Consider the following 24101-nt stretch of genomic DNA (forward strand, 5'->3'; position numbering starts at 1 on the left):
GCACCCCGATATGACCGCACCGCTGGAGCTGTTTTCGACCGATCGTCTGCTTGACGCCGACGAGCGGGATATCGCGGCAACCGTGCGCAAGTTCGTCGATACCCGGCTCCGCCCGAATGTCGGGGACTGGTTCGAATCTGCCACGCTGCCCAAGGAACTCGGTAAAGAGTTCGGTGCGCTGGGCTTGCTGGGTATGCACCTGCAGGGGTACGGGTGCGCGGGCACCAACGCGGTCAGTTATGGGCTGGCCTGTATGGAACTCGAGGCCGGTGACAGCGGTTTCCGCAGCTTCGTGTCGGTGCAGGGCTCGCTGTCGATGTTCTCCATCTACCGCTACGGCTCCGAGGAGCAGAAGAACGAGTGGCTGCCCCGGCTGGCCACCGGCGACGCGATCGGGTGCTTCGGGCTGACCGAGCCCGACTTCGGCTCGAATCCGGCCGGGATGCGAACCCGGGCCCGGCGCGACGGTAGTGACTGGGTCCTCGATGGTGCCAAGATGTGGATCACCAACGGCAACCTCGCCGATGTGGCCACGGTGTGGGCCAGAACCGGGGACGGCGACGGCGACATCAGCGGCTTCCTGGTCCCCACCGACACCCCGGGATTCACCGCCAACGTCATCCACAAGAAGCTGTCGCTACGGGCCTCGGTCACCTCCGAGCTGGTGCTCGACAACGTCCGGCTGCCCGCCTCGGCACAGCTACCGCACGCCACCAGCCTCGGCGCACCGCTGTCCTGCCTCAACGAGGCGCGCTTCGGCATCGCGTTCGGCGCACTGGGCGCCGCCCGCGACAGCCTGGAGACCGCGATCGCCTACACCAGGGAACGCGAGGTCTTCGACCGGCCACTGTCGAGTTTCCAGCTGACCCAGGAAAAGCTGGCCAATATGACCCTGGAGCTGGGCAAGGGCATGCTGCTGGCCGTGCACCTCGGCCGGATGAAGGACGCCGAAGGCACCCGCCCCGAGCAGATCAGCCTGGGCAAGCTCAACAACGTCCGCGAGGCGCTGGCCATCGCCCGCGAGTGCCGAACCCTGTTGGGCGGCAGCGGGATCACCCTGGAATACTCGCCGCTGCGGCACGCAAACAATCTCGAATCGGTGCTCACCTACGAAGGCACCTCCGAAATGCACCTACTCTCAATCGGGCGCGCCCTGACCGGACAGGCAGCGTTCCGCTGAGATGACCAGCCCGAACGAACTCCGGCACTTGATCGCCGGACAGTGGCTCGTCGGCGCCGGCGACATGGTGACCAGCGTCAACCCCGCGCGGCCCCATGTGGTGGTCGCCGAGGGACACAGCGCGACGGTTGCCGATGTCTGCCACGCGGTCGCCGCGGCGGGCGAGGCGTCGGCGAGCTGGGCCCGAAAACCGATACATCAGCGCGGTGCGGTGCTGCTGGCGGCCGCCGACGTGGTCGAGCGCAACGCAGCTGGGTGCGGTCATCACCGGCGCTGCACAACGCAACATTTACCGCGGTCTCGGCACCGCAATGAACCACGGCGTCGAGGTGCTGACCGGCGGCCAGCCCTACTTCAAAGGCTTACTGGCCCAGGGATTCTTCGTCGCTCCCACGATCATGGAATTGACCGGCCCTGCCGACATCTGGTCCGAGGAGCTATTCGGCCCCGTGCTCGCCGTCAAACGCGCGACCGACGCCGACCAGGCATTCACACTGGCCAACGACAGCGAATTCGGCTTGTCCACTGCGGTGTTCACCCAGGACCTGACCCACACACTCGCCGCCATCGAGCACATCGACGTCGGTGTGCTGCACATAAACTCCGAATCAGCCGGCGCCGACCCGCACGTACCGTTCGGCGGTGCGAAAAAAAGCGGACTGGGCCCCAAAGAACAAGGCGGCGCGGCCCGCGAGTTCTTCACCCACACCACCACGGTGTACCTACGCGGCGGGCAGGCCGGAGTATGACGGCCCCGAAGGGTCGACGAAGAGTCTTGAGGCGGTGAACACATGGCAGCAGCCCTAGAAGGTCTGGTCGTGGTCGACTTCAGCCGGGTACTCGCCGGTCCGTACGCGACGATGATGCTCGGCGACTTCGGCGCCGAGGTGATCAAGATCGAGCGCCCCGACGTCGGCGACGACACCCGGCAGTGGGGTCCGCCGTACGACTCCGACGGTGTCGCAACGTATTTCAACTCCGTTAATCGCAACAAGCGGTCTGTCGCACTGGACCTGAGTGACTCCGATGGGCAGCGTGTCGCCCGCGAACTCGTGGCCGGCGCCGACATCGTGGTGGAGAACTTCCGGCCTGGCACGATGGAGAAACTGCACCTGGGTTACGACGACCTGCGCACCGTGCGACCCGACCTGATCTACTGTTCGATCACCGGTTTCGGCCGCGATGGCGGTGCCGCACTGCCGGGCTACGACCTGCTGGTGCAGGCGGTCGGCGGTCTGATGAGCGTCACCGGCACCGAGCCCGGTGATCCCACCAAAGCCGGTGTGGCATTGGTCGATGTGCTGGCCGGACTGCACGCCCTGGCGGGCATCCTGGCCGCGCTGGCCTACCGCGACCGCACCGGGCTGGGCCAACGCGTCGACACCAATTTGATGGCGGTGCTGTTATCGTCGCTGGTGAACCAGGCCTCCGGCTATCTCGGCGCCGGCGTGGTGCCGTCGATCATGGGTAACCGCCATCCCAGCATCGCGCCGTACCAGGTGTTCGACACCGCCGACCGGCCGATCACCGTGGCCGTCGGAAACGATAAGCAATACCGGGCATTTTGCACCGTACTCGGACTTGCCGACCTGGCGGACGACCCGCGTTTCATCACCAACCCGCAACGGGTCGCGAACCGGGACGCATTGTGCGCCCTGATCGAACCCGCGCTCAAGGCCGCCGGCGCCGACCATTGGTACCGGCGGTTGACCGCTGCCGGGGTGCCCGCGGGACCGATCAACGACGTCGCCGAGGCGTTCGCGTTCGCCGACCGGCTCGGTATCACCACCACCGTTGCGGTTCCGGGCAGCGCCACCGCCCAGGTAGCCAACCCGGTGACGATGTCGGTTACTCCCGCCAGTTACCGCTGCGCCCCGCCCGCATTGGGCTGATCCTCGATCAACTGGCGGGCCTGCAGGGCGAGCCACAACTGGGCACGGCTGTCAGCCGATTCCAGGTCGTCGGACAGTAGGGCGCAGATACGCCGCATCCGGTTGCGCAGGGTATGGCGATGCACGCCCAGCTCGGCGGCGGCACCCGCCATCTGGCCGTGATGCTGCAGGAAAGCCGTCAATGTGGCGAGATTCTCGTCCGCCTCGCCGGCGTCGGTGAGCGGCCGCAGCAGACCGGCGAGCACGCGGAGTTCATCGGGGCTGCGACCAGCGAGTAGCACCCCGTATGCGCCCAGATCGTCATATTTGCCGATCGCCGAACCTGATCTGCATCGCGCGGCGGTTCGCGCCTGCTGCATACCAAGACCGAGGCCGGCGAAGCGGACGGTGGAACTGACGCCGCCTCCAGAGCCCGGCGGGAACCCTCCGGCGAGTGCCTCGGCCACTGCCTGAACCCGCCGCCTGCTCGCCGCGGTGGGCAGGATCGCCACGATCTCGTCGTCCAGCAGGGTCATCAGGTAGGGACCACCGTGATCGAGCACCGCGCCGAGGTTCCGTTCGGCATCCAGTACCGGCCCCAGTCCGTTGAGCACCAGCACCACCACATCGGCACCGGGCTCAAAGCCGAAGTAGCGCAACACCCCGCTGTCGACATTGCCAGAGCCGGAGATCAGCTCGCGCGTCACGGCGGTGCGCAGCCGCTGCTCGGCCTCAGCGACCCGGGCAGGCTTCTCGGCCGCGATCGAGATCAACGAAACCGCATGGGCCACGAGCAGCCGCTCGGAATTGGTCAGCGGCTCCGCTGTGCGCACGCCGAGGTGGCCTCGCACGGTCCGAGCGGCCCGCAGGCCGGTGACCGATACGTAGGCCTGGCCGTCGAACGTGACGTACCCGCCGGTGCGCCGCAACGCAGCCGGTTGCGAATCCGATAGTGCAGCAACTAATTCCAGGTGTCCGGAGCCGGCCGCAGCCAAGGCCTTGCCGGCGGCATCGGTGACCACCACCGCGGCCGGCAGACAGTCGGCCAGTGCGGAGACGGCGCCGGGGATGCCACCGCGCAATGTCGCGCGGGCGAGCACCCGCTGTTGATCGACCACGCGTTGCACCGACCGCAGTTCGTCGGCGCGCAGCGAATCGATCACCACCCGGGTGATCGCGATGAACGGCGTCGCCGGCGGGACCACCAGCACTGGCAGACCCAGTTCATCGCCGGCCGCCAGCACGGCGGCAGGCACATCGGAGATCGTCGTACCGGTGTCGACCGCCAGCGCGGCGATCCCCACCGCGACCAGCCGTCGGACGTACGCGGTCTGCGCAGCTGCGTCGGCACCAATGTTGATACCGGTCGTCATCACCAGCTCCCCACCCGACAAATACGGCGTGGGGTCAGCCAATTCGATGGCGTGCGCCCAGGTGATCTCGCGGTCGGCCGCCCCGGCCCCAGCGGCCAGCCTCAGACCCAGCGCCTCGACGTGCGCCAGGTCCCGCGCAGTGATCGCCATGCCGACAATCTTTTGGCGCGGGCGCGTCCTTGCGGCCTCGACACGCCGCGCTAAGCCTGAATCCACCGACGGGTGGTGGTGAGTAGGGTTGATCTTCGTTGGCGTCGGTCTTCCGGGTGTGGGCGTGAGGTAGTTGCTGGTCTGTCCAGCTTTTCCTGTGTGTTCCGGTCGGGCCTTTCGGCGGTTGGTCAGGTTGTCGCAGGTAGTGGTGGGCTGTGTCCGATGGTGTTGTGCCACAGTGCAAGCCAGGACCTGGACCACGGCCAGTGGGAGGGTAGGTGCAGGATCGGGCGGCGCTGGGGACGGGCCAGTCGGGCGGGAACATTGACGATGGTGCGTCGCAGTGTCGATCCGCGTGCTCGGGTGTGCCGCTCTCCGGCTAGGACACCGGCCGCGCGCAGCAGGTTGTGGGCAATCGCCGAGCACAAGATCCAGGCCGAGTTCGCGCCGAACCGGCCCGAGGGCAGATGCGCCAGCGGTCCGTCGATGAGATCGGCGAATACGGTCTCGATGATCGCGTGCTGGCGGTGGGTGATGTCGGCCTGATCGACGGGCAGGTCGGTGTTGGTGAGAAACGGGTGATACCGCCACACCGGGAACAGCGTGTCACGGAAACGGGCGTCCTTGACGCGGCGGACCACCAATCGGGCCGTGATGCGATCGGGGTGGAGGCGAATGCGGTGTAGTCGATTTCGGCGACCTCGGCATCAGAGATCCAGGTACCGGTGTCGGGGTCTTGGACGGCGCCGGGATAACGCACTGGCGTCCACGCCGTCTCGTCGATCCCGGCGAGCGCGCGTTCGATGGCGGGATTGCGGGTCATCACCATCGAGAACCGCGCACCATGGCGCACGCAGGCGGTAATCACCGCGCGCGAGCCGTAGGCCGAATCCCCGCGCACCAGAATCTGCCCGCTGGCTCCCCGCGGCGCGGGCGGTGCCGATCGCCTGGGCGACCATCCGCCCGGCCCCCTTACTGGAGTTGGCCCGCCCGGCGCGTAGCCGCATCCCGGCGATCACCGGCGCAGCACCCGCGGTGCTGATCGTGGTGGCCAGCGGGGACAGTCCCTTGCGCAGGATCTGCTTGCCGGCGATCTTGGTGTGCCCGTAGGAGGCGCCTTGTTTGGCGTGCCCGTAGACCGGGCGTAGCAGCGAGTCGATGTCGATGAACACCCGCTCATCGGCGCCGGGTAGCAACTCGACCCGCTGACACAATGCCACCAGGTGCTCGCGTAGCACCGATTCCAACTGGCGGGCGTGCCCGAAGGTGAACTCCCGCAACAACGTTCCGACCGTCGACGGTGCGTACACCCCGCCGAAGAGGGTCTTCATACCGCCCGACCGGACCACGTCGAGGTCGTCGATGCAGTCCGCGCCCGCGCACATGCCCGCCACCACGGTGGCCAGTTTCGGGGCGGGGTTCGCCGACCCGGACTTGATCCGCGGCGTCGTGATGCGGACCTTCTCATCAAACAACCTGCCCAGCCCGGTCTGTTCGGCCAACGTCATGACCGGCACAAGTCCGGCGCACGACACGAGATTGTCATCGTCGAACACCGCTGACTCCGCGGCGAACCTATGCGAAACTTGCACTGGAAGTGCCTTTCCGAACTGGACCCGATTGCTGCCTGAGAACACCAATCATCCCAGTTCAGAGGGCACTTTCTTCACTCCGACACTCGGCTAACGCCACCGCCCGTCGGTGGATTCAGGCTAAGGCGTGCCAACACGCGCGGTGCCAGCCCGGGTTTGGCGCACTGCCGCCGCGGCCCGGACGAACGCACCGAATAACGCCTGCCGGTCGGTCGCCGGGCCGTCCTCGTCCTCGGGATGCCACTGCACCCCGACGTACCAACGATTGGGGTCCTCGGTTGCCTCCACGATGCCGTCCAGTGCCCGCGCCGCGACGACCAACCCCTCCCCCACGGTGTCGACGGCCTGATGATGTCCGGACCGGGCGATGACCCGATCGGTGCCCAGGATTTCCGCCAGCCGGGTGCCGGCCACGATATCGATCGGCTCGTTGACGAATTCGGGCTCACCGGGTGCACCGTGGTGCAGCGCGTAATCCTCGATATCGCCGATCAGGGTGCCGCCACGGGCCACGTTGAGCAGCTGGGAACCCCGGCAGATCCCGAGCACCGGCCGGCCGGCGTTCTGCGCGGCGGCGATTGCGGCCAGTGCGTCGCGATCGGCGCGCACGTCCACACCGTAGGCCTTGGGATTCGGAGCGCTCACGCCGTAGCAGGAGCCGTCCACGTCGCCGCCGCCGAGCAGCAGCAGTCCATCGAACTCCGCTGCACTGCTGGGCTTTTCGATCGGAACAGACCCGTCCCACAGTTCGTACTCGGCATCCAGTTCGACCAGGGTCGTCAGTGCGACGCGGGTGAACCTGGTGATCAGCTCGACGTCGGCCGCAGTGATGTCGGGGTAATTCAGGGGGGCCAACACACAGATACGCGCCTGCGGGCGGGCCGGCGGCGGCCGGTGCGGGATGACGTCGGCGCGGGTGACACGGTCGGTCACGAAGAGTCCTTTCGTTTGCCGGCCCGGTCAATCAGGTCGGCGAATAATGCGGTGTCGGTAGCGCAGCCGCCGTGCCGGTCTTCGGGATGCCACTGCACCGCGATGATGTCGGCGCGGCAGTGCTCAACAGCTTCAACCACGCCGTCGCCGGCCATCGCCGTCACCACGAGATCGGCGCCCAGCCGGTCAATCGCTTGGTGATGATAGGACGACACATCGATGTGATCGGATCCCACGATGAGGTGCAGCCGCGACTCGCGTAGTACGCGAACATCGTGAATCGCGTTGTGGTGTGGCGTCGTCGTCTCTGATATGTGCTGGCACAGGGTGCCGCCGGCGGCGACATTGAGGATTTGCATACCCCGACAGATCGCCAGCATCGGCAACCCCAGGTCGATGACGGCCCGGCTGACGGCTAGGTCATAGTCGTCCTGGAACAGCACGGTGTCCTGGGTCCGGGGGTCGGCCTGCGCACCGTAGCGGATCGGGTCGACGTCTGCGCCGCCGGGCATCAGCACACCGTCGAAGCGGTCCAGCCGGTCCGGAAGTTCCATCGCCGGGTCGCCGGCAGGTCCATGCAGCACCACCGGCTCGCCGCCCGCCGCCCACACCGCCTCACACAGCGCTTCGGCGGCCAGGGTGGCCGAGAAGCGCAGGATCGCAACCTGTTCGGCGCGACGCCCAACCACCGCCACCAGCGGCCGAGTCACGTCCCGAAGGGATAGTCCAAGGTGGGCAACCACTGCTCCCACACCTTGCGCAACCGCCCGGACTCGACAAGCCGGGCAAGCGCGTCGTTGAGCTCGGCCAGCGTGTCGGGACGGTCCTTGGCCACCGCGATGCCCCACTGGTTGGCGGTCTGAACGGTGAATGCCAGCTCGTAGTCCGGATGAGTGGCACCCAACGGCACGAACACCACGTCGTCGTCGACGACGGCGTCGACTTCACCGGCCGATAGTGCGGCCAGCATGTCGGCGTAGACGTCATCGGAACCGGCCCCGAATGCGACTGGCACTGCGCCGGTGAAGGTTTCGACCAGCGTCATGTTGGTGCTGTTCTCGATGGCCGCTACCTTGCGGCCGACGAGACCCTCCGGCCCGTTGATGCCCGAGCTGCGGCGTACCAGCACGCCCTCATGAAAGACGGCATAGGGCCGGGTGAAGTCGACTTGCGCCTGACGTTCTGCGGTGATGCCCTGTCCGCACAGCACCGCGTCGGCGTCGCCGCGCTGTACCGCCGGGATCATGTCCACCCAGGGAACCCGAATCCACTCGACCGGACGGCCGAGTTCGTCCCCCAGCGCTTCGGCCACTCCGGGTTCATAGCCGGTGCGCCCGTTCTGCGGAGTCCACAGCGAAAACAGCGGCGGCGCATCGGCATCCAGGCAGGCCAGTCTCAACGGTGTGCTCATGGCAGGTCATCCCAGTACATATCGCGCTCCCAATCGGTCACATATCCACAGAACCGGGCCCACTCGTCGGCGTGAAAATCGACGAGAAGCCCGGACAGCTCAGGCCCGAGAGCCTCGGCGAGCACGCCATCGGAGCGAAACGCGCTGATGGCCTCGCCAAGGGTCAGTGGCAGGGCACCGAAGCGGTCGTCGACCGGCGCATCGTAGGACGAACCCTGGGTGGGTGCGCCGGGATCGGTGAAGTTCTTCAGCCCGTCCTCACAGGCCGCCAGGATCACCGCGTGCGATAGGTACGGGTTGACGGCGGCATCGGGCAACTTGTATTCGAGCCGACCGACAGTCGACAGTCGGACGGTGCAGGTCTTGTTGTCCAGACCCCAGTTGATCCGCGAGGGCGCGAACTGTCCGGCGTCCCAATATCGCTTGTAAGAGTTCACGGTGGAACCGTTGATCAGCATGGCACCCGCCGAATGCGCCAGCAGACCCCCCAGGGCGTGCTTGCCGATCTCGGACAGATGCAGTTCGGTAACCCCCGGATCAGCCAGCACGTTCACGCCGTCGCGCCACAGGCTGAAGTTGTGGTGACAGCCGTTGCCCATCATCCCGGTCGCCGGCTTGGGTATAAAGCTGGCTTCAATGCCCAGTTCGCGGGCCACCTGCTTGCAGATCTGTCGGTAGGTGACCAGCCGGTCGGCGGTGAGGTCGGCGCGGTCGTACATGAAGTTCAGCTCGACCTGGTACTCGTCCTCGTAGTCGCCTTCGACCATGTCCAGGCCCAGCTCCTGGGCGTAAGCGATCACCTTCTTGACGATCGGACGGTTCCGCTCGAGGTGCTCGATGTTGTAGGCCGGGCTGGAGCCGGGCCGAAAGTGCGCTTCCAAACCCTCGCCACGCCATGTCATTTCGGGTTCGCAGCCGGTACGTAGCTCCAGCCCGGTACGATCGGTGAATCCGATGTGCATTCGCCGCAGCAATCCGCGGGTGTCACAGGCGAATTCGGCACCGGCCCGCTCGGCCAGATGGTCGGGTTCGTAGAGCCGGCAGAACACCCGGGCGAAGTTGGTGTCCCACGGCAACACCGCGAACGTCTCGAGGTCGGGCATCGCCGTGTATTCGGGGGCGTTGACGCCGCCGGCCAGCAGTACGCCGTCGCGGGTGCCTTGCAGATTGGCCGCCGCCGTCTGGTGCTGTTGCACCCCTTTGACCGCTAGCCGCTCGAAATGCCTTGCTGGGACTACTTTTCCGACAACGCGACCGGTGATGGTGACGGCCTGGAAGTAGACCAGTTCGACATTGCGATCGGCAATGGTGGCCAGTACCTCGGCCAGTTCCGGGCCGTTGGCGTTGGCTTGCCGGTGTGCGTCCAGCGGTGTGGTGCTCATGGATGGTCCTTAAGACTCAGGGGTGGGGGTAAAGCCGATCGGCAGCCGATTGGGGCCGGTGTTCCCCGAGTCCGGCAGCCAGCTCGCGCCGGGCAGTTCTCGGGGGTCGACCATCCGGCGGGCCAACAAGGGCAGGGCTTCGCTCATATCGGCTCGCGCGACAAAGTGGCCGAGGCAGTAATGCACACCGGCGCCAAACCCAAAGTGCGGCTTGCGTTCTGCAGTGATATCGAAATCTGGCGTAAAGACCCGCGGGTCGGTACCGCCCGACTCACCGTAGAGGTGCACGGTGGTTCCGGCCCGAAGCTGCACGCCCTCGTATTCGAAGTCCTCGATCACTTCACGCGTCACCCAGCGCGTCGTCGGGTTGAGTCGCATGACCTCCTCGACAGCCTTGCCCCCGAGGTCCGGCCGCCGCGCGAGCAGTCGCCACTGATCGGGGTGGGCCAGGAAAGTCTGCATAGCCAGGCCCAGCTGATTGCGGGTGGTGTCAAAGCCGCCGAAGATCAGCAGCACCAGTCCGTCGCGCAGCTCCTCGTCACTCAATCGGCCGTCGTCGGGTTCTGAAGCGTTGACCAGGGCCGTGACGAAATCGTCGCGGGGGTTGATCCGGCGATCCGCCACCAGCGCATCGCAGTAGTCATACAACCGCTGCAGTGCGGCCTCGATGGCGGGCAGATCTTGTTTGAGCGTCACCCCCATTGCCAGGCCGAGTGTCGTGGACGCGGTGGCGATGACCTGCCATTCCTCTTCGGGGAAACCGAGCATGATGGCGATGACTCGGGCCGAGTAGGGCTCGGCGAACTCGCTGACGAATTCACAACGGTCCGGTTCGGCAAAGTTGTCGATGAGTTCTGCTGCCAAAGTCTGGAACCGGGGCACCAGCTCGGCGATGAGCTTCTGGGAGAAGGCCGGGGTCATCAATCGGCGCAGCCGGCGATGCTCCTCGCCCTCCTTGTTGAGGATCCAACTGGCCCACCACCGCGCGAACGGTCCTTCGGTAACGCCGTTGTGGGCCGGCCACGCGATGCTGCCCTGCCGCAGCAGGCGGCTCTTGAGCAGCTTGTTCATCTGTTCGTAACGCAGCACCGCGATCCCGTACGGCGTTGTCGCGTACCAGCTACGTTCCCGGGCGGCGTGCACCTCCGGCGAGGTGATCGAAAACGCCGGATCGGCGACGTCGAAAAAAGGCACCTGGTCGGCGGCCGTCGCGGAGACGGAAGACATGGGCGCTACCTCCAGAGCCACAGGAACAGTCTGTAAATACTCTAAAACTAGATTGTTACTGTCAAGCGATTCGCGTTAACTCGCCGTAACGACGGCTTCAGCCCGGATAGCTACGGACGCTCAACCCGCGGCCGGATCGGCGAGCGCCAGCACCCAACCGATACCGAGCGGCAACTCGGCGACCTCACGAAAATCCCCAGCCTGCGGCATCGTGGGCAGCCGCGACCCCACGATCCAGCGCGGTGTGTTCGCGGCTACGACTCGCCGCTCGGTGTTGATGATGACGGCATCGGCCGTTGCGCCGTGCAGCACCTCCAGCAGCCGCCGCTCAATCTCCCCGACCACCAGATCGGCCCCGGCGACGCCGAGGAAAACGCCGTCGGCGACCACCGGGACCGCCGCGGTGACGGTGTACATATCCGACCCGCTGTAGTCGACGTAGGGGCCGTACGCCACCCGCGCTTGCCCACGCTGCGGTAGCTGGAACCAGTCCATCTGGAGGTAGTCGTAGACGTCAACACTGGTCGGGTCGAAGTTCAGCCTCAGGCGCGCCACCCGGGTATTTTGCCGCTGCCACCAGACCAGGTAGCGCTCCAAGCCGTCGACGATCAAGGGCGCGGCGATGAATCCCATGCCCCAGGCCAGCGGCTCGTCGGCAACCAGATCGGCCAGCAACCGTTGCAGACCGCTGAGATTCGCCTCGCTGAGCGGGGCGCGGACCGGGCGGCTGCGAAGTACCTCGCCGGCGATGCGATCCAGCAGCACGTACGCCGGCTCCAAGCGTTCCGAGGCCTGCTGCGCCAGCCGATCCGCCTCGGTCGTCACGACGCACCTCGCCCGACAGTCAGGTTCACGTTGACCTGCGTCAACCGCGCCAGCTGACCCATGATGTGGGCCTCGGCCAGCCTGCGCGCCTCGGCCGCGTTCTCGGCAGCCACTGCCGCCGAAATCGCATGCAGTTCCTCGACGTAGGGGTCCACCTGCACGACGGGCTCGACCGGTAGCCAGATCAGCCCGGCAACGTCGGCCTGCAGGTTGGCCTCGCGGCGGGCCAGCCGAGCCGACTGCGAAGCGATCGCGACCTGGATGTGAAACCGGCTGTCGGCGCGGATCCGGTCCCCCAGCGTCACCGCCGATCCGAGCTGGTCAGTGAGGGCGAACAGGCGTCGCACGGCGTAAGGTGCCGCCCGTTCGGCGGCGAGCCGGGCGGCCTGACCGGCGATGGCGGTGTGCTCGTCGAACAGATCGCGCACATCCGAAATACTCATGGCGGCCAGCCGGGCGGTCAGCTGCTCGACCGGTGGCCCGGCGGGCCGGCACACGAAGGACCCGCCGCTGCGGCCCCGCCGCGTCTCGACCAGGCCCTGATCGCGGAGTGTGGCCAGCGCTTCGCGGACGGTCATCGGCGCCACGCCGAACTGGCCTGCCAGATCGACTTCCACTGGCAGCCGTTCAGCGTCGTCGAGCAATCCGAGGTGGATCGCTTCGGTAATGCGCTGCACGATCTCGTCGGCACGCCCGATCGGCGCCTCCCCAGCGACCAGCGGCGACAACGACGACACCGTCGCCCACCTCCTGCCCCTGCTCGGTGCAGGAAATTTACCGGATTCTGGATCAATTCTGCCGTTCACGTTGCCGGATAAACAATAGAACTGTAGTTTTTGCTCACCGAAATTCATGCCCCGACGGCAGAAAGCAGCTCCATGGCCTCACCATCGAATCCCTCGTCGGCCAGCGAGGGCTACTACGACTTCCACGACGAGGACGACGCGGCGCATCTGCATGCGCTCGGCTATAAGTCCGAGTTCAAACGGGACATGAGCCCGTGGGCCAACTTCTCGCTGGGCTTCACCTACCTGTCCCCCGTTGTCGGGGTGTACACGCTGTTCGCCTTTGCCCTGGCCACCGGCGGGCCGCCGATGATTTGGAGCTTCCTTATCGTGGGCCTGGGCCAGCTGCTGGTGGCCCTGGTGTTCAGCGAAATCGTCGCGCAATTCCCGGTGGCCGGCGGCGTGTACCCGTGGGCTCGACGGCTGTGGGGACGCAGGTACGCCTGGATGACCGGCTGGATCTACATGGTCGCGCTATTGGTGACCATCTCGTCGGTGGTGTACGGAGCCGGACCCTACATCGCCGCGGCATTCGGCATCGAAGCGACCGTCGACAACACCATCGCCTTCGCATTGGCGCTGCTGGCGCTGGCCACCACTATCAACTTCATGGGTACGAAAGTCCTTGCGCGCGCAGCCATCATCGGATTCAGCGCCGAGCTGATCGGCGCTCTGGTGGTGGGTGTCTGGCTGCTGGTCTCACACCGAGAGCACAGCCTCTCGGTGATCTTTGATCGGATGGGCGCCGGCGGGGACGGCAATTACCTGTGGGCCTTCGCCGCTGCCGCGCTGATCGGCATCTACCAGTACTACGGTTTCGAGGCCTGCGGCGATGTCGCCGAGGAGGTTCCCAACCCTGGCCGCCTGATTCCCAAGGCGATGCGCCGCACCATCTACGTCGGTGGTGCGGCCGCGACGTTCGTCTGCCTGGCACTGGTGCTGGCCGTCACCGATATCCCAGCCGTCATCGCCGGCACCGAGACCGACCCGGTCAGCACCCTGCTCAACGACGCCTTCGGCAGCGTGGGCGCCCGCATCGTGCTGTTCATCGTGCTCATCTCGTTCCTGTCCTGCGCGATGAGCTTGCAGGCGGCCGCGAGCCGGCTGGCGTACTCGTACGGCCGCGACGGCATGATCATGGGAAGCACGTTGCTCAAGAAGTTCTCGCCCACCCGGCACGTCCCGCCCTATGCGCTGCTGTTGGCCGCGCTGGCGCCCGCGGTGATCGTGATTGGTTCGAAGTTCTCCACCGACGCCATCACCAAGATCATCAGCTTCGCAGCCTTCGGCATCTACCTGGCTTTCCAGATGGTGGTGTTCGCTGCGCTTCGCGCCCGACTCAAGGGCTGGGTGCCCAGCGGCAAGTACCGGCTGGGACGGTGGGCCGTGGCCGTCAACGTCGCTGCACTGATCTACGGCGTCGTCGCGATGATCAACATGGCCTGGCCCCGGACACCCGGTGCCCCGTGGTACGACAACTGGATAGTCGCGCTCTCCGCAGTGATCGTGGTGGGAATCGGCTTGGTATACATGGTCATTCACCCGCTCCACGACCGCAGCAGCGCACCCTACGACGATGCCATCCCCAAGCGCTGAGCCGGCATTGGCCACAACAGCGTGGCCCGTCGGCTATCCCAGCGTCGGCGTGACGATGCGCGGCTCACCGCGACAATGGTCTGAGGGTGGCCGCTGTGGCTGACTATCCGGAGTACTCTCCACCGGGCACGGCTGCGACGACTGGATACGTCGAGGCGAACGGGCTGACGTTCGCCTATATCGAGGGGGCTCAGGGCCCCTCGTGCTGATGCTCCATGCACCCGACCGGGGTGTCTGCTTTGGATGCCGATCAGGAGACGCTGGCCCGCGATCCGCTCGCCCTGATCTCCGCTTTGGGGCGCAGGACAGTTCTCGGCATACAAGCTGCCAGGTGCTGCGAAACGCTTCGCCCGCAACAATTTCGAAGCGTTGCCCGCGATCTATCGACGTTGGTCACCGACGTGGAGACCTCCGCCAGAGGAGTTCGATGCTGTGCGGGAGTGCTTCGCAAGCCCGGGGAGTCTCGACGCGGAGTTCGGCTATTACCGCAAGCTGTGGCCGTTGCCGTCTACGTCGTTGAGGGCGCGGATCACGGTGCCGATGGTCGTCTTCGCCGGGCTCGACGATCCCGTCGTCGAGGTGTCGGACTACCTGCGCGCCGCACGGATGTTCCTGGGCTCGTATGTCATTGAGGAAATTCCTGGTGGGCACTTCATGCATCGGGAGCGTCTGGGGGTGTTCGCGGAGTGGGTTTTGCGGCATCTTTGAGCGGTCCGTTCGTGTCGGACCTTCCTGCCATGATGTTGTTATGTCCTCGACCGCCGAGCTGATGCCAATTGAGCTTCTGGAGCGGGTGTTTGAGGAGTTGGCGGAGCTGGCCGGTCAGCGCAATGCGATTGATGGGCGGATCGTGGACCTTATCGCTGAGCTGGACCACGGCAATCTGTGTGGCATGACCGGGGCGCGGTCGGTGGCCGCGGTGGTGGCCTGGAAATTGGGCACCACATCGGCCAACGGCAAGACGATTGCGGCGGTGGCGCATCGTATCTCGGAGTTTCCCCGCTGCGTGGCAGCCCTGCGGGAGGGCCGGCTGTCGGTCGACCAGGCCGGGGTCATCGCCGCCCGCGCCGCCGAGGGATCCGATGAGCACTACGCGCAGCTGGCCTCGGTGGGCTCGGTCAGCCAGCTGCGCACCGCGGTCAAGTTGGAGCCACGCCCACCCAAGCCTGGTCCGCAGCCCGACCCGCCACGCTCGATCCATAAAACGTCGGGCGAGGAGTCGACCAGCTGGAAGATCACCCTGCCCCAGGACGAAGCTGCGACCTTCGATGCGGCCCTGCAATCGCACCGCGACGCACTGATCGCCGAGTACCAGAACGACCACGGCAGCGGTTCGGCAGAGAATGCGCCACCGTGCCCAAACACCGTGGATGCGTTCATGAGCCTGGTCGAAGCCGGCTGGGACACCGACGTCGCGCGCCGCGCGCACGGGCAACGCACCACCGTCGTCGTGCACGTCGATGTTGAACAGCGCGTTGCGGCGCTGCATTTGGGCCCGCTGCTCACCGACGGCGATCGCCAGTATCTGACCTGTGACGCCACCTGCGAGGTCTGGTTCGAACACGACGGCCAGCCCATCGGCGCCGGGCGCACCACCCGCACCATCAACCGCCGCCTGCGCCGGGCGCTCGAACACCGCGACACCGCCTGCGCCATACCGGGCTGCACCGCCACCCGGGGACTGCACGCCCACCACATCCAGCACTGGGAAAACGGCGGCCCCGCCGACCACCTCACCGTCATCGACCGCGACGGACAACAACTCACCGATATCGGTTAGGTCAAGGAACTTTGTTCGTGGTGCCCGCGATCTGACCGATGACAGACCTCGATGTGGTCGTCAGGCGTTGAGTTCGGCCAAGGTCACCAGAAGATACGGGCCCGATGGATTGATGACTAGCCCCCCGTAGCCGTCCGCGCGAACCCTTCCGACAACTTCGCGAGTGGTTGCCTTCAAGACCGCATCCGCTGGGTTGTAGGCCACGACCTCCGGAGCGCTAGTGAATGCGAGCAATCCGGGGGAGCCATCCGGCATCACCGTCGCGCGGAATCCGGCCTTGCCCGGAATCGAAGTCTCGTCGACCACAAGCAGCATCGGACCATCCTGTTTGAGTAGGGCGAGGACTGCATGTCGGTCGATACGGCCGACTGCAAGGTCGGCGATGGCCCCTTTGCGGCCTTCGTTGTGCGGAGCACGCAGTGCGAAGTCAATTTCCGCTGCAGACAGCGCACAGGTCGGGCCTTCCGGGTCAATGTAGAGCCAGGCGTCTTGCTGATTCCTGGCGAAGTCGAGCGCACCAGTTCACCCATCCCGATCGTCGCCGCAGTGAGCTTCATCAACTCGATGATGGTCGCCGCACTACCGACCGGCGGTTCGAAATAGGCGTAGCGCGCGGTGCCCGGATCGCCACCCGACCACACCACCGGCCAACCCGCGGCCTGCCCGGCCGCCAGCGCGGTGTCATAGTCCTGCGCCCAATACGCCTACTGGTGAAAGCCGTCGCCCCCGGCCGAGGTGAACTCCGCAGAGATCGACTCGGCGTCATTGTCCTGGTGAATGATCTCGATCTGCAGATCGCCACTGTTGGCCAACGCCAGCGACAGCTTGACCGTGCACTCCTGGCCGCGATAGTTCCCGGTCTGCTCGATGCCGCGCATCACGTAGAACGGGCCGACGCCCAACGCCAGAAACTCAGCGAGCGCTTTGTCGAAATCCCGCACGATATAACCGATTTGGCGAATCACACCGGGCAGCACGAGTCCAGACACCAAATTTCCTCTCAGCCCGGGAGCACCGGCACCGCGCCGGGCGTCAGGAAAGGCCGCACATCCGACCAGGATTGACTGTTTTCGGCACCGGTGCCCGACAGCTGCAGCACCCCCCGCACGTCCGACACGTAGACGGCGGCCGGGTTGGCCGCGACCGCCGACACCGGCATCACGATGTTGGCACTCGGGCCATCGGAATTCACACCGTCGAGGTTCACATAGGACACCGGATGCGCGGCATCGGTGCGGGTGACGACGATATCGTCGCCGGTGCGCCACGACAGCGACACCACTGACGAGCCAAGGCCGAAACCGAGCCTGCGTGGATACGTCAGCGAGAACTCCCCAGCCGGCGTCTGTTCCACTCCGGCCAGGATCACCTGCCCGTTGACCACCATCGCGGCCCTCGTGCTGTCACGGGAAAGCTGCAATTCGGTGACCGCACCGGGGAAGCGGGACGTCACTGCCGCGGAATCCACCGGAATTCGCGCCGGCTGCCCGGAAGCCGCTTCCTGAATGACCCGCACCACGCTGTTGCCGTCAACCACGACCCACACCGCGTCGTCCAACGCCCACGACGGCCGGGTCAACGACCGCGCATCGGTGGCCTTCGCCGCCGCGCCACCGTTCGGGCCGATCCACAGCGACGACGCCATGTCCGGCGCACCGGGTCGCACGACCGTCACTGATGCGATGTCCTGACCGGTGCGCGACAGTGCCGCCGACACCTGGCCGGGCATCTGGCCGAACATCCCGGGCACCGGGGTGGCCTGCTGGCCGTCCAGCGACACCATCGCCCCATTGATCAGCGCGTGCACACCCGCCGAGGCACCGTCGACCGCACCCGGATCGGTGGCCGCGACATCCGTGGTGTTCCAGCCGTCCTTGAACCTGTCATCCAGAGCCGCGCCGTCGGCATTGATCACGTACGGGCCTTTGATATCGGCCCGGGCCAACGTCCAAATAATCTGCGCGGCAAGCAGTTGCCGACTGTGCGGATCCGTGGTCGTCAGGTTCTCCAGATCGATGCGCGCGCCTCCATAGCCGCGCCCAATACCGGTCTTGCCGCCGTCGGCACGGGTGACCGGGCCGATCAGCTTCAGCGGTCCGAGCAGATTGCGCACCGTTCGCGCCATCTCCGAGCGCGGGCCGGCGATCAGTTTGGTGACCAGTTCGGTCGCCAGCTGATCGGCGTCGGAGACCGCAACGTAGCGCGGATCGGGAACGACGGTCTTGCCGGTCGGGTCGACGAAGTACAACGTGTTGCGCTTATAGGTCGCCTGGAATTGCTGCCAGTCCAGGAACACCCCGTTGGGCAGCTTGTTGATTCGCCAGCCGTCCGGAGTCTGCACCATGTCGAGCGGACCCGGATCGGGCAACTGGCCACCGGCGGTCTCGAAAACACCCACATCCGACAGCGACCCGAGCATATCGGCCTTCATGGTGACCGAAACCCGGTCAGGAGTGCGGGTTTCGATGAATACGACATTGTCGATCAGCAGTGCGCTGCCCTGGTCGTCCCACGCATTCGACGCCGACGCGGTGAGGAACTGCCGGGCCGCCAGATGCCGGTTGGCGGGATCGGCAGTGGCCTTGAGGAATTCACGCAGGAGCTGGTCGGGATCCATACCAGGAGTCGGCTTGGGCAGACTCTTTGGCTGGGGGCGCTCGACGGTACCGATCGCCTGCGGCGCCGAGGAATTCGGCACTCCGGCACACCCGCCTGTCAACATCGCGACCAGTCCGGCCATCACGAGAGCCAGCAGCCGGCGTGTCACACGCTCTCCCCCGCCGGCTCCCGATGACGCACCTGGCGTTGACCCATGCGGTTGTCATTGCGTTCTGCAGCAACCGGTTTCAGCGGCAGCGGGCTGGTGGTCACCTTGTGGCCACGTGTCAGCGGCAGCGTCAGCCGGAAGCACGCGCCCTTACCAGGTTCGCCCCACGCCTCCAGCCGGCCCTGGTGCAGCCTGGCGTCCTCAATGCTGATCGCCAGGCCCAGGCCGGTCCCTCCGGAGCGGCGCACCCGTGACGGATCCGAACGCCAGAACCGACTGAACACCAGTTTCTCCTCGCCGGGCCGCAATCCGACCCCGTAATCGCGGACCGTTACCGCTACGGTGTCCTCGTCGGCCGCCATCCGGATGTGCACCGGCTTGTGTTCGGCGTGGTCGATCGCATTGGCGATCAGATTGCGCAGGATGCGCTCGACGCGGCGGGCATCAACTTCTGCGATCACCTCGTAATCGGGCAGATTCACCATCAGTTCGATACCGGCCTCATCGGCCAGGTGGCCGACATTGCCCAGCGCGCTGTTGACCGTCGAACGCAGATCGACCGCCTCCACCGACAATTCGGCGACGCCCGCATCGTGGCGGGAGATCTCCAGCAGGTCGTTGAGCAAGGTCTCGAACCGGTCCAACTCGTTAACCATCAGCTCGGTGGAACGGCGCAGCGCCGGGTCCAGCTGTTCGGAATGGTCGTGAATCAGGTCTGCCGCCATCCGCACCGTGGTCAGCGGGGTGCGCAGCTCGTGGCTGACGTCAGAGGTGAACCGGCGTTGCAGGTTGCCGAACTCCTCGAGGTTGGTGATCTGGCGCTGCAGGCTTTCGGCCATATCGTTGAATGACACCGCCAGCCGGGCCATATCGTCCTCACCGCGCACCGGCATCCGCTCGGACAGGTGCCCCTCGGCGAAGCGTTCGGCGATCCGCGATGCCGAGCGCACCGGCAGCACCACCTGCCGCGACACCAGTAGCGCGATGCCGGCGAGCAACACCAGCAGCACGAGCCCGCCGGTGGCCATCGTGCCGCGCACCAGCGTGATCGTGTTCTCCTCGCTGTTCAGCGGGAAGATCAGGTACAGCTCGAGATTCGGCACATGTGACAGCGTCGGTGTGCCGATCAACAAGGCCGGACCGGTGAAGCTCTCGGTGCGCACCGTCGAGTACTGGTAGCTCACCTGGCCGGCTTTGACGAAGTCGCGCAACGACTTCGGAATCTGATCGACCGGCCCGGCCGCGGTGGCAGCCCGCGGGCCGTCTCCGGGAACCACCAGCACCGCGTCGAACGTGCCGGCCAGCGCCGCGCCCGAAGACTGACCGGTCTTGGAAATCAACGTATTACGTGCCAGCTGCAGGCTGCTGTCCAGCGAGCGTGCCTCTTCACCGCTGACCGTGCCACTGACGGTATTGCGCGCCCGGTCCAACTCTTCGGTCGCCGCATGAACTTTCACGTCGAGCACCCGGTTGGTGATCTGGCTGGTGAGTATAAACCCCAGCGCCACGATGACCGCCGCCGACAAGCCCAGTGTCAGAACCACCACGCGCAACTGCAGCGAACGCCGCCAGATCAACCCCAGCGCTCGGCTCAGCGCACTCATACCCCGCACCAGGGGGCCGGATCGTCCCCACGGGCCGCGGATGCGCTGCTTCGAGCCGAACATCACCTACAGCGCTCCTCCGGCTGGCGGATCACGGGGGTCCGGCCTTGTATCCCACTCCTCGAACGGTCAGCACCACTTGCGGGTTCTCGGGATCCTTCTCGACCTTTGCCCGCAAGCGCTGGACATGCACGTTCACCAAACGGGTATCCGCGGGGTGTCGATAACCCCACACCTGTTCCAGCAGTACATCTCGAGTAAACACCTGCCGCGGTTTGCGTGCCAGCGCCACCAGCAGGTCGAACTCCAGCGGTGTCAGCGAAATCTGCTCGCCTTCGCGAGTGACCTTGTGCGCCGGCACATCGATATCGATATCGGCGATCGACAGCATTTCGGCCGGCTCATCCTCGTTGCGCCGCAGCCGGGCACGGACGCGCGCCACCAGTTCCTTGGGCTTGAACGGCTTCATCACGTAGTCATCGGCACCGGACTCCAGCCCCAGCACCACGTCCACGGTGTCGGTCTTGGCCGTCAGCATGACGATCGGCACACCGGAGTCAGCCCGCAGCACGCGGCACACGTCAATACCGTTCATGCCGGGCAACATGAGGTCCAGCAACACCAGATCGGGACGCAGTTCACGCACAGCGGTCAGCGCCTGCGAGCCGTCGCCGATGACCGCGGTATCGAAACCCTCGCCACGCAACACAATGGTGAGCATCTCGGCCAGCGATGGGTCGTCGTCGACTACGAGAATCCTTTGCCTCATGGAGTCCATGGTGTCACCGAATTGGGACAAACCCCGGCTATCACACGGGCGAGTTGCGACATTTCCGCTGCGTGGGGTGCCCTAACGGATCAACGCGGCCGCCAACGCCGCCGGATCGACATCCGGGGCGACGATCGACCACGGTCCGCCCCAGTTGGCAGCGCCCAGTTCGGCATAGACCGCACCGGTCCGCCGCTGCAGTCCGTCGTCGCGCTCGTAGGCGTCACGGGCGCGGTCGGCCTCCTGTTCGGCCCGCTGCTTGGCGCGCTGGGCGGCCAGTTCCACCGACGCGTCGAGCAGGATCTGCCGATCGGGCTTGGGCAAGCCGAACCGGCCGTATTCGAGTTCACCGACCCACGACACCGCCTCCCCGGCGGCGTCCTGGTGCAGCCGGGCCGCGCTGTAGGCGGCGTTGGAGGCGACGTAGCGATCCAGGATGACGACGTCGTGCTCGACGGTCAGCGCGGCGATCTGGTCGCTGGCCCCGGCCCGGTCGAGCGCGAACAGCGTCGCCATCGCGTACACCGAGGAGGCCAAGTCGCCGTGCTGACCGTCCAGCGCCTCACTGGCGAGGTCGGCGTGGATCGATTGGCCGTAACGCGGAAAGGCCAGTGTGGTGACGGATTTACCGTCGGACTCGAACGCGCGCTGCAAACCGTCGGTCAGCGTGCGCTTGCCGGCCCCGTCCAATCCCTCGATCACGATGAGCACGGGGGCAGCCTAGCCGCGATTAGTAGCGGTAGTGCTCCGGCTTGTACGGGCCGTCGACGTCTACGCCGATGTACTCGGCCTGCTCCTTGGTGAGCTTGGTCAGCGTGCCGCCGAGCGCCTCGACGTGAATCTTGGCGACCTTCTCATCGAGGTGCTTGGCGAGGCGGTAGACCTCGTTGTCGTACTCGTCGTTCTTGGTCCACAGTTCGATCTGGGCGATCACCTGGTTGGAGAAGCTGTTGCTCATCACGAATGACGGGTGACCCGTTGCGTTGCCCAGGTTCAGCAGGCGGCCCTCGGAGAGCACGATGATCGACTTGCCGGAGTCACCGAAGGTCCACTCATCGACCTGCGGCTTGATGTTGATCCTGGTGGCGCCCGACCGCTCCAGGCGCGCCATCTCGATCTCGTCGTCGAAGTGTCCGATGTTGCCCAGGATCGCCTGGTGCTTCATCGCCTTCATGTGCTCGAGGGTGATGATGCCCTGGTTGCCGGTCGCGGTGATGACGATGTCGGCCCAGCCGATCGCCTCTTCGACGCTCTTGACCTCGAAACCATCCATCAGCGCCTGGAGCGCGTTGATCGGGTCGATCTCGGTGACCGCGACGCGGGCGCCCTGCGCCTTGAGCGCCTCGGCGCAGCCCTTGCCGACGTCGCCGTAGCCACACACCAGCGCAGCCTTACCGCCGATCAGCACGTCGGTGCCGCGGTTGATGCCGTCGATCAGCGAGTGCCGGGTGCCGTACTTGTTGTCGAACTTGCTCTTGGTCACCGAGTCGTTGACGTTGATAGCCGGGAACGCGAGTTCACCGGCGGCGGCGAACTGGTAGAGCCGCAGCACACCGGTCGTGGTCTCTTCCGTGACGCCCTGAACCGACTCGGCAATCTTGGTCCACTTGTCCTTGTCGGTCTCGAAGCGCTTGCGCACCAGCGCCAGGAAGACCTTCCACTCATCGGAGTCGTCGTCCTCGGTGGGGGGAACAACGCCGGCCTTCTCGTACTGCGCGCCGCGCAGCACCAGCATGGTGGCGTCGCCGCCGTCGTCGAGGATCATGTTCGCCGGTTCGCCGGGCCAGGTCAGCATCTGCTCGGCCGCCCACCAGTACTCCTCGAGTGTCTCGCCCTTCCAGGCGAAGATCGGGACGCCCTGAGGCTCCTCGACGGTTCCGTGCGGGCCGACGACGGTCGCGGCGGCCGCATGGTCCTGGGTGGAGAAGATGTTGCACGACGCCCACCGGACTTCAGCACCGAGAGCAACCAGCGTCTCGATGAGCACCGCGGTCTGCACCGTCATGTGCAGCGAGCCGGAGATCCGCGCGCCCTTGAGCGGCAGCACATCGGCGTACTCGCGGCGCAGCGCCATCAGTCCGGGCATTTCGTGCTCGGCCAGCCGGATCTCCTTGCGGCCGAACTCGGCCAGATTCAGATCGGCGACCTTGTAGTCGATGCCATTGCGGACATCGACGGTCAATTCAGACATGTAGAGCCCCTTTTCCTTCGTCATTGCCTTCTCTACGCGCAGACGCGCGTGGGCGACACCCTCAGCCTGCGGGCTCGCGGGACAGGCGCTTGAAGCACTCTGACAGCTAAGGAATATCGATAACACCGTAGCGTTCGGCGAAGGGCGTCATCAATCGGGCCAGGTCTAGGGCCACATCGTGGTCGGCCTCGGGGGGCATGGAGACGTAACTCAACGCCAGCCGGACGATCGCCCGGGCCAGCACCCCCGCGTCCTCTTCGCTGGCGCTGACCCAGCTGTTCATGAAGGCCTCGGTGAGCCGCGTCGACGCGCGGGTGATGATCGGCGCGCTGTCGGTGGTGATCATCTGCAGCAAGTCGGGCTTGGCGACGCCGGTCAGCAACGAGATGACCAGCGGGTCGGCGGCCGTTTCGGTGAAGAACACCCGAAATCCCTCGGTGAACGCCGCCGGGACGTCACCGACGTTGGAGGAGATCGCGTCTCCGATGGCGTCTACCAGGCGATCGGCCAGCCGCAGCGCATATCCCTGTGCCAGCCCCTGCCGCGAGCCGAACTCGTTGTAGATGGTCTGGCGGCTGATTCCGGCGGTGCGCGCGACATCGGTCAGCGTGATCGCCGACCAGTCCTTGGTCAGCAGTTCTTCGCGCATCGCGTCGAGGACCGTT

The 24101-nt window shown here is 65.9% G+C and carries 22 protein-coding genes and 3 pseudogenes; 8 read left to right on the forward strand and 17 right to left on the reverse strand.

The annotated features are described in order from the left end of the window. Positions 1-10: 10 nt before the first annotated feature. From G6N13_RS01875 to G6N13_RS01890, 4 genes and pseudogenes are all read left to right on the forward strand, one after another. Positions 11-1180, forward strand: a complete 1170-nt coding sequence (locus G6N13_RS01875) for an acyl-CoA dehydrogenase family protein (RefSeq protein WP_163694575.1) — start codon at positions 11-13, stop codon at positions 1178-1180. A gap of 64 nt (positions 1181-1244) precedes the next feature. Next, positions 1245-1356: pseudogene (locus tag G6N13_RS24740) on the forward strand (hypothetical protein); the annotation flags it as partial. 69 nt (positions 1357-1425) lie between these two features. Further along, positions 1426-1929, forward strand: a pseudogene (locus G6N13_RS01885) (aldehyde dehydrogenase family protein); the annotation flags it as partial. Between the two features lie 42 nt (positions 1930-1971). Next, a complete protein-coding gene (locus G6N13_RS01890; RefSeq protein ID WP_163694576.1) occupies positions 1972-3072 on the forward strand; it encodes a CaiB/BaiF CoA transferase family protein in 1101 nt (366 codons plus the stop codon). Here G6N13_RS01890 and G6N13_RS01895 read toward each other — a convergent pair. The 9 genes and pseudogenes from G6N13_RS01895 to G6N13_RS01935 form a co-directional block, all read right to left on the reverse strand. Beyond that, entirely contained in the window at positions 3042-4574 is a 1533-nt protein-coding gene (locus tag G6N13_RS01895) for a PucR family transcriptional regulator (RefSeq protein ID WP_163694577.1), read from the reverse strand. The two genes, G6N13_RS01890 and G6N13_RS01895, sit on opposite strands and share 31 nt — an antisense overlap. A 188-nt stretch (positions 4575-4762) precedes the next feature. Continuing rightward, positions 4763-6166, reverse strand: a pseudogene (locus G6N13_RS01900) (IS1380 family transposase). Between the two features lie 120 nt (positions 6167-6286). Continuing rightward, complete coding sequence (locus G6N13_RS01905) at positions 6287-7099, reverse strand: gamma-glutamyl-gamma-aminobutyrate hydrolase family protein (protein WP_163694578.1); 813 nt, start codon at positions 7097-7099, stop codon at positions 6287-6289. Next, entirely contained in the window at positions 7096-7809 is a 714-nt protein-coding gene (locus tag G6N13_RS01910) for a gamma-glutamyl-gamma-aminobutyrate hydrolase family protein (protein WP_163694579.1), read from the reverse strand. The genes G6N13_RS01905 and G6N13_RS01910 overlap by 4 nt, the downstream gene beginning before the upstream one ends. Then, entirely contained in the window at positions 7806-8510 is a 705-nt protein-coding gene (locus G6N13_RS01915; RefSeq protein WP_163694580.1) for an ABC transporter substrate-binding protein, read from the reverse strand. Before G6N13_RS01915 ends, G6N13_RS01910 begins: the two co-directional genes overlap by 4 nt. Continuing rightward, positions 8507-9892, reverse strand: coding sequence for a glutamine synthetase family protein (locus G6N13_RS01920; RefSeq protein WP_163694581.1), 1386 nt, complete (start codon positions 9890-9892; stop codon positions 8507-8509). The genes G6N13_RS01915 and G6N13_RS01920 overlap by 4 nt, the downstream gene beginning before the upstream one ends. Positions 9893-9901: 9 nt before the next feature. Beyond that, on the reverse strand, positions 9902-11119 hold the full coding sequence (locus G6N13_RS01925; protein ID WP_163694582.1) for a cytochrome P450: 1218 nt from the start codon (positions 11117-11119) through the stop codon (positions 9902-9904). A 120-nt stretch (positions 11120-11239) separates the two neighbouring features. Continuing rightward, complete coding sequence (locus tag G6N13_RS01930) at positions 11240-11944, reverse strand: cache domain-containing protein (protein WP_163694583.1); 705 nt, start codon at positions 11942-11944, stop codon at positions 11240-11242. After that, positions 11941-12798, reverse strand: a complete 858-nt coding sequence (locus G6N13_RS01935) for a FadR/GntR family transcriptional regulator (protein WP_163694584.1) — start codon at positions 12796-12798, stop codon at positions 11941-11943. The genes G6N13_RS01930 and G6N13_RS01935 overlap by 4 nt, the downstream gene beginning before the upstream one ends. A 24-nt stretch (positions 12799-12822) precedes the next feature. Here G6N13_RS01935 and G6N13_RS01940 point away from each other — a divergent pair, with 24 nt between their 5' ends. From G6N13_RS01940 to G6N13_RS01950, 3 genes are all read left to right on the forward strand, one after another. After that, entirely contained in the window at positions 12823-14325 is a 1503-nt protein-coding gene (locus G6N13_RS01940; protein ID WP_163694585.1) for an APC family permease, read from the forward strand. 432 nt (positions 14326-14757) lie between these two features. Then, positions 14758-15033: an alpha/beta fold hydrolase gene (locus tag G6N13_RS01945; protein ID WP_163694586.1), complete on the forward strand. Its 276-nt coding sequence runs from the start codon at positions 14758-14760 to the stop codon at positions 15031-15033. A 40-nt stretch (positions 15034-15073) separates the two neighbouring features. Continuing rightward, entirely contained in the window at positions 15074-16105 is a 1032-nt protein-coding gene (locus G6N13_RS01950) for an HNH endonuclease signature motif containing protein (RefSeq protein WP_163694587.1), read from the forward strand. A gap of 60 nt (positions 16106-16165) precedes the next feature. Here G6N13_RS01950 and G6N13_RS24525 read toward each other — a convergent pair whose 3' ends face one another. After that, positions 16166-16420 (reverse strand): SseB family protein, encoded by a 255-nt coding sequence (locus G6N13_RS24525; protein WP_163701546.1) that lies wholly within the window; start codon positions 16418-16420, stop codon positions 16166-16168. Between the two features lie 33 nt (positions 16421-16453). Here G6N13_RS24525 and G6N13_RS24745 point away from each other — a divergent pair, with 33 nt between their 5' ends. Continuing rightward, positions 16454-16708, forward strand: coding sequence for a hypothetical protein (locus G6N13_RS24745; RefSeq protein WP_163694269.1), 255 nt, complete (start codon positions 16454-16456; stop codon positions 16706-16708). A 101-nt stretch (positions 16709-16809) separates the two neighbouring features. Here the strand turns inward: G6N13_RS24745 and G6N13_RS25805 are convergent, their stop codons facing one another. The 7 genes from G6N13_RS25805 to G6N13_RS01995 all read right to left on the reverse strand — a co-directional run bounded on the left by G6N13_RS25805 (position 16810) and on the right by G6N13_RS01995 (position 24085). Beyond that, positions 16810-17094 (reverse strand): VOC family protein, encoded by a 285-nt coding sequence (locus G6N13_RS25805; protein ID WP_322789292.1) that lies wholly within the window; start codon positions 17092-17094, stop codon positions 16810-16812. 11 nt (positions 17095-17105) lie between these two features. Next, positions 17106-18845, reverse strand: coding sequence for an MtrAB system accessory lipoprotein LpqB (gene lpqB / locus G6N13_RS01970; protein WP_163701549.1), 1740 nt, complete (start codon positions 18843-18845; stop codon positions 17106-17108). 23 nt (positions 18846-18868) lie between these two features. Further along, positions 18869-20542, reverse strand: a complete 1674-nt coding sequence (gene mtrB / locus G6N13_RS01975; RefSeq protein ID WP_163694588.1) for an MtrAB system histidine kinase MtrB — start codon at positions 20540-20542, stop codon at positions 18869-18871. Between the two features lie 25 nt (positions 20543-20567). Then, positions 20568-21254 (reverse strand): two-component system response regulator MtrA, encoded by a 687-nt coding sequence (gene mtrA, locus G6N13_RS01980; protein WP_036340245.1) that lies wholly within the window; start codon positions 21252-21254, stop codon positions 20568-20570. A 72-nt stretch (positions 21255-21326) separates the two neighbouring features. Beyond that, positions 21327-21956 carry a dTMP kinase gene (locus G6N13_RS01985; RefSeq protein ID WP_163694589.1) on the reverse strand — a complete coding sequence of 210 codons (630 nt, stop codon included), beginning with the start codon at positions 21954-21956 and terminating at the stop codon, positions 21327-21329. A 19-nt stretch (positions 21957-21975) separates the two neighbouring features. Then, positions 21976-23436: an adenosylhomocysteinase gene (gene ahcY, locus G6N13_RS01990; protein WP_163694590.1), complete on the reverse strand. Its 1461-nt coding sequence runs from the start codon at positions 23434-23436 to the stop codon at positions 21976-21978. 106 nt (positions 23437-23542) lie between these two features. Continuing rightward, positions 23543-24085, reverse strand: a complete 543-nt coding sequence (locus tag G6N13_RS01995; protein WP_235678017.1) for a TetR family transcriptional regulator — start codon at positions 24083-24085, stop codon at positions 23543-23545. Positions 24086-24101 lie beyond the last annotated feature (16 nt).

Origin of the sequence: Mycolicibacterium sarraceniae (genome assembly GCF_010731875.1) — a bacterium.
Lineage (GTDB): Bacteria > Actinomycetota > Actinomycetes > Mycobacteriales > Mycobacteriaceae > Mycobacterium > Mycobacterium sarraceniae.

Excerpts from the sequence above, each read along its gene's own strand:
- G6N13_RS01875 (WP_163694575.1), top strand. The coding sequence starts at position 11 with ATGACCGCACCGCTGGAGCTGTTTTCGACCGATCGTCTGCTTGACGCC.
- G6N13_RS01890 (WP_163694576.1), top strand. The coding sequence starts at position 1,972 with ATGGCAGCAGCCCTAGAAGGTCTGGTCGTGGTCGACTTCAGCCGGGTA.
- G6N13_RS01895 (WP_163694577.1), bottom strand. The coding sequence starts at position 4,574 with ATGGCGATCACTGCGCGGGACCTGGCGCACGTCGAGGCGCTGGGTCTG.
- G6N13_RS01915 (WP_163694580.1), bottom strand. The coding sequence starts at position 8,510 with ATGAGCACACCGTTGAGACTGGCCTGCCTGGATGCCGATGCGCCGCCG.
- G6N13_RS01920 (WP_163694581.1), bottom strand. The coding sequence starts at position 9,892 with ATGAGCACCACACCGCTGGACGCACACCGGCAAGCCAACGCCAACGGC.
- G6N13_RS01925 (WP_163694582.1), bottom strand. The coding sequence starts at position 11,119 with ATGTCTTCCGTCTCCGCGACGGCCGCCGACCAGGTGCCTTTTTTCGAC.
- G6N13_RS01935 (WP_163694584.1), bottom strand. The coding sequence starts at position 12,798 with ATGAATTTCGGTGAGCAAAAACTACAGTTCTATTGTTTATCCGGCAAC.
- G6N13_RS01940 (WP_163694585.1), top strand. The coding sequence starts at position 12,823 with ATGGCCTCACCATCGAATCCCTCGTCGGCCAGCGAGGGCTACTACGAC.
- G6N13_RS01950 (WP_163694587.1), top strand. The coding sequence starts at position 15,074 with ATGTCCTCGACCGCCGAGCTGATGCCAATTGAGCTTCTGGAGCGGGTG.
- G6N13_RS24525 (WP_163701546.1), bottom strand. The coding sequence starts at position 16,420 with ATGCTGCTTGTGGTCGACGAGACTTCGATTCCGGGCAAGGCCGGATTC.
- G6N13_RS24745 (WP_163694269.1), top strand. The coding sequence starts at position 16,454 with ATGTCGGTCGATACGGCCGACTGCAAGGTCGGCGATGGCCCCTTTGCG.
- lpqB (WP_163701549.1), bottom strand. The coding sequence starts at position 18,845 with ATGGCCGGACTGGTCGCGATGTTGACAGGCGGGTGTGCCGGAGTGCCG.
- mtrA (WP_036340245.1), bottom strand. The coding sequence starts at position 21,254 with ATGGACTCCATGAGGCAAAGGATTCTCGTAGTCGACGACGACCCATCG.
- ahcY (WP_163694590.1), bottom strand. The coding sequence starts at position 23,436 with ATGTCTGAATTGACCGTCGATGTCCGCAATGGCATCGACTACAAGGTC.
- G6N13_RS01995 (WP_235678017.1), bottom strand. The coding sequence starts at position 24,085 with ATGCGCGAAGAACTGCTGACCAAGGACTGGTCGGCGATCACGCTGACC.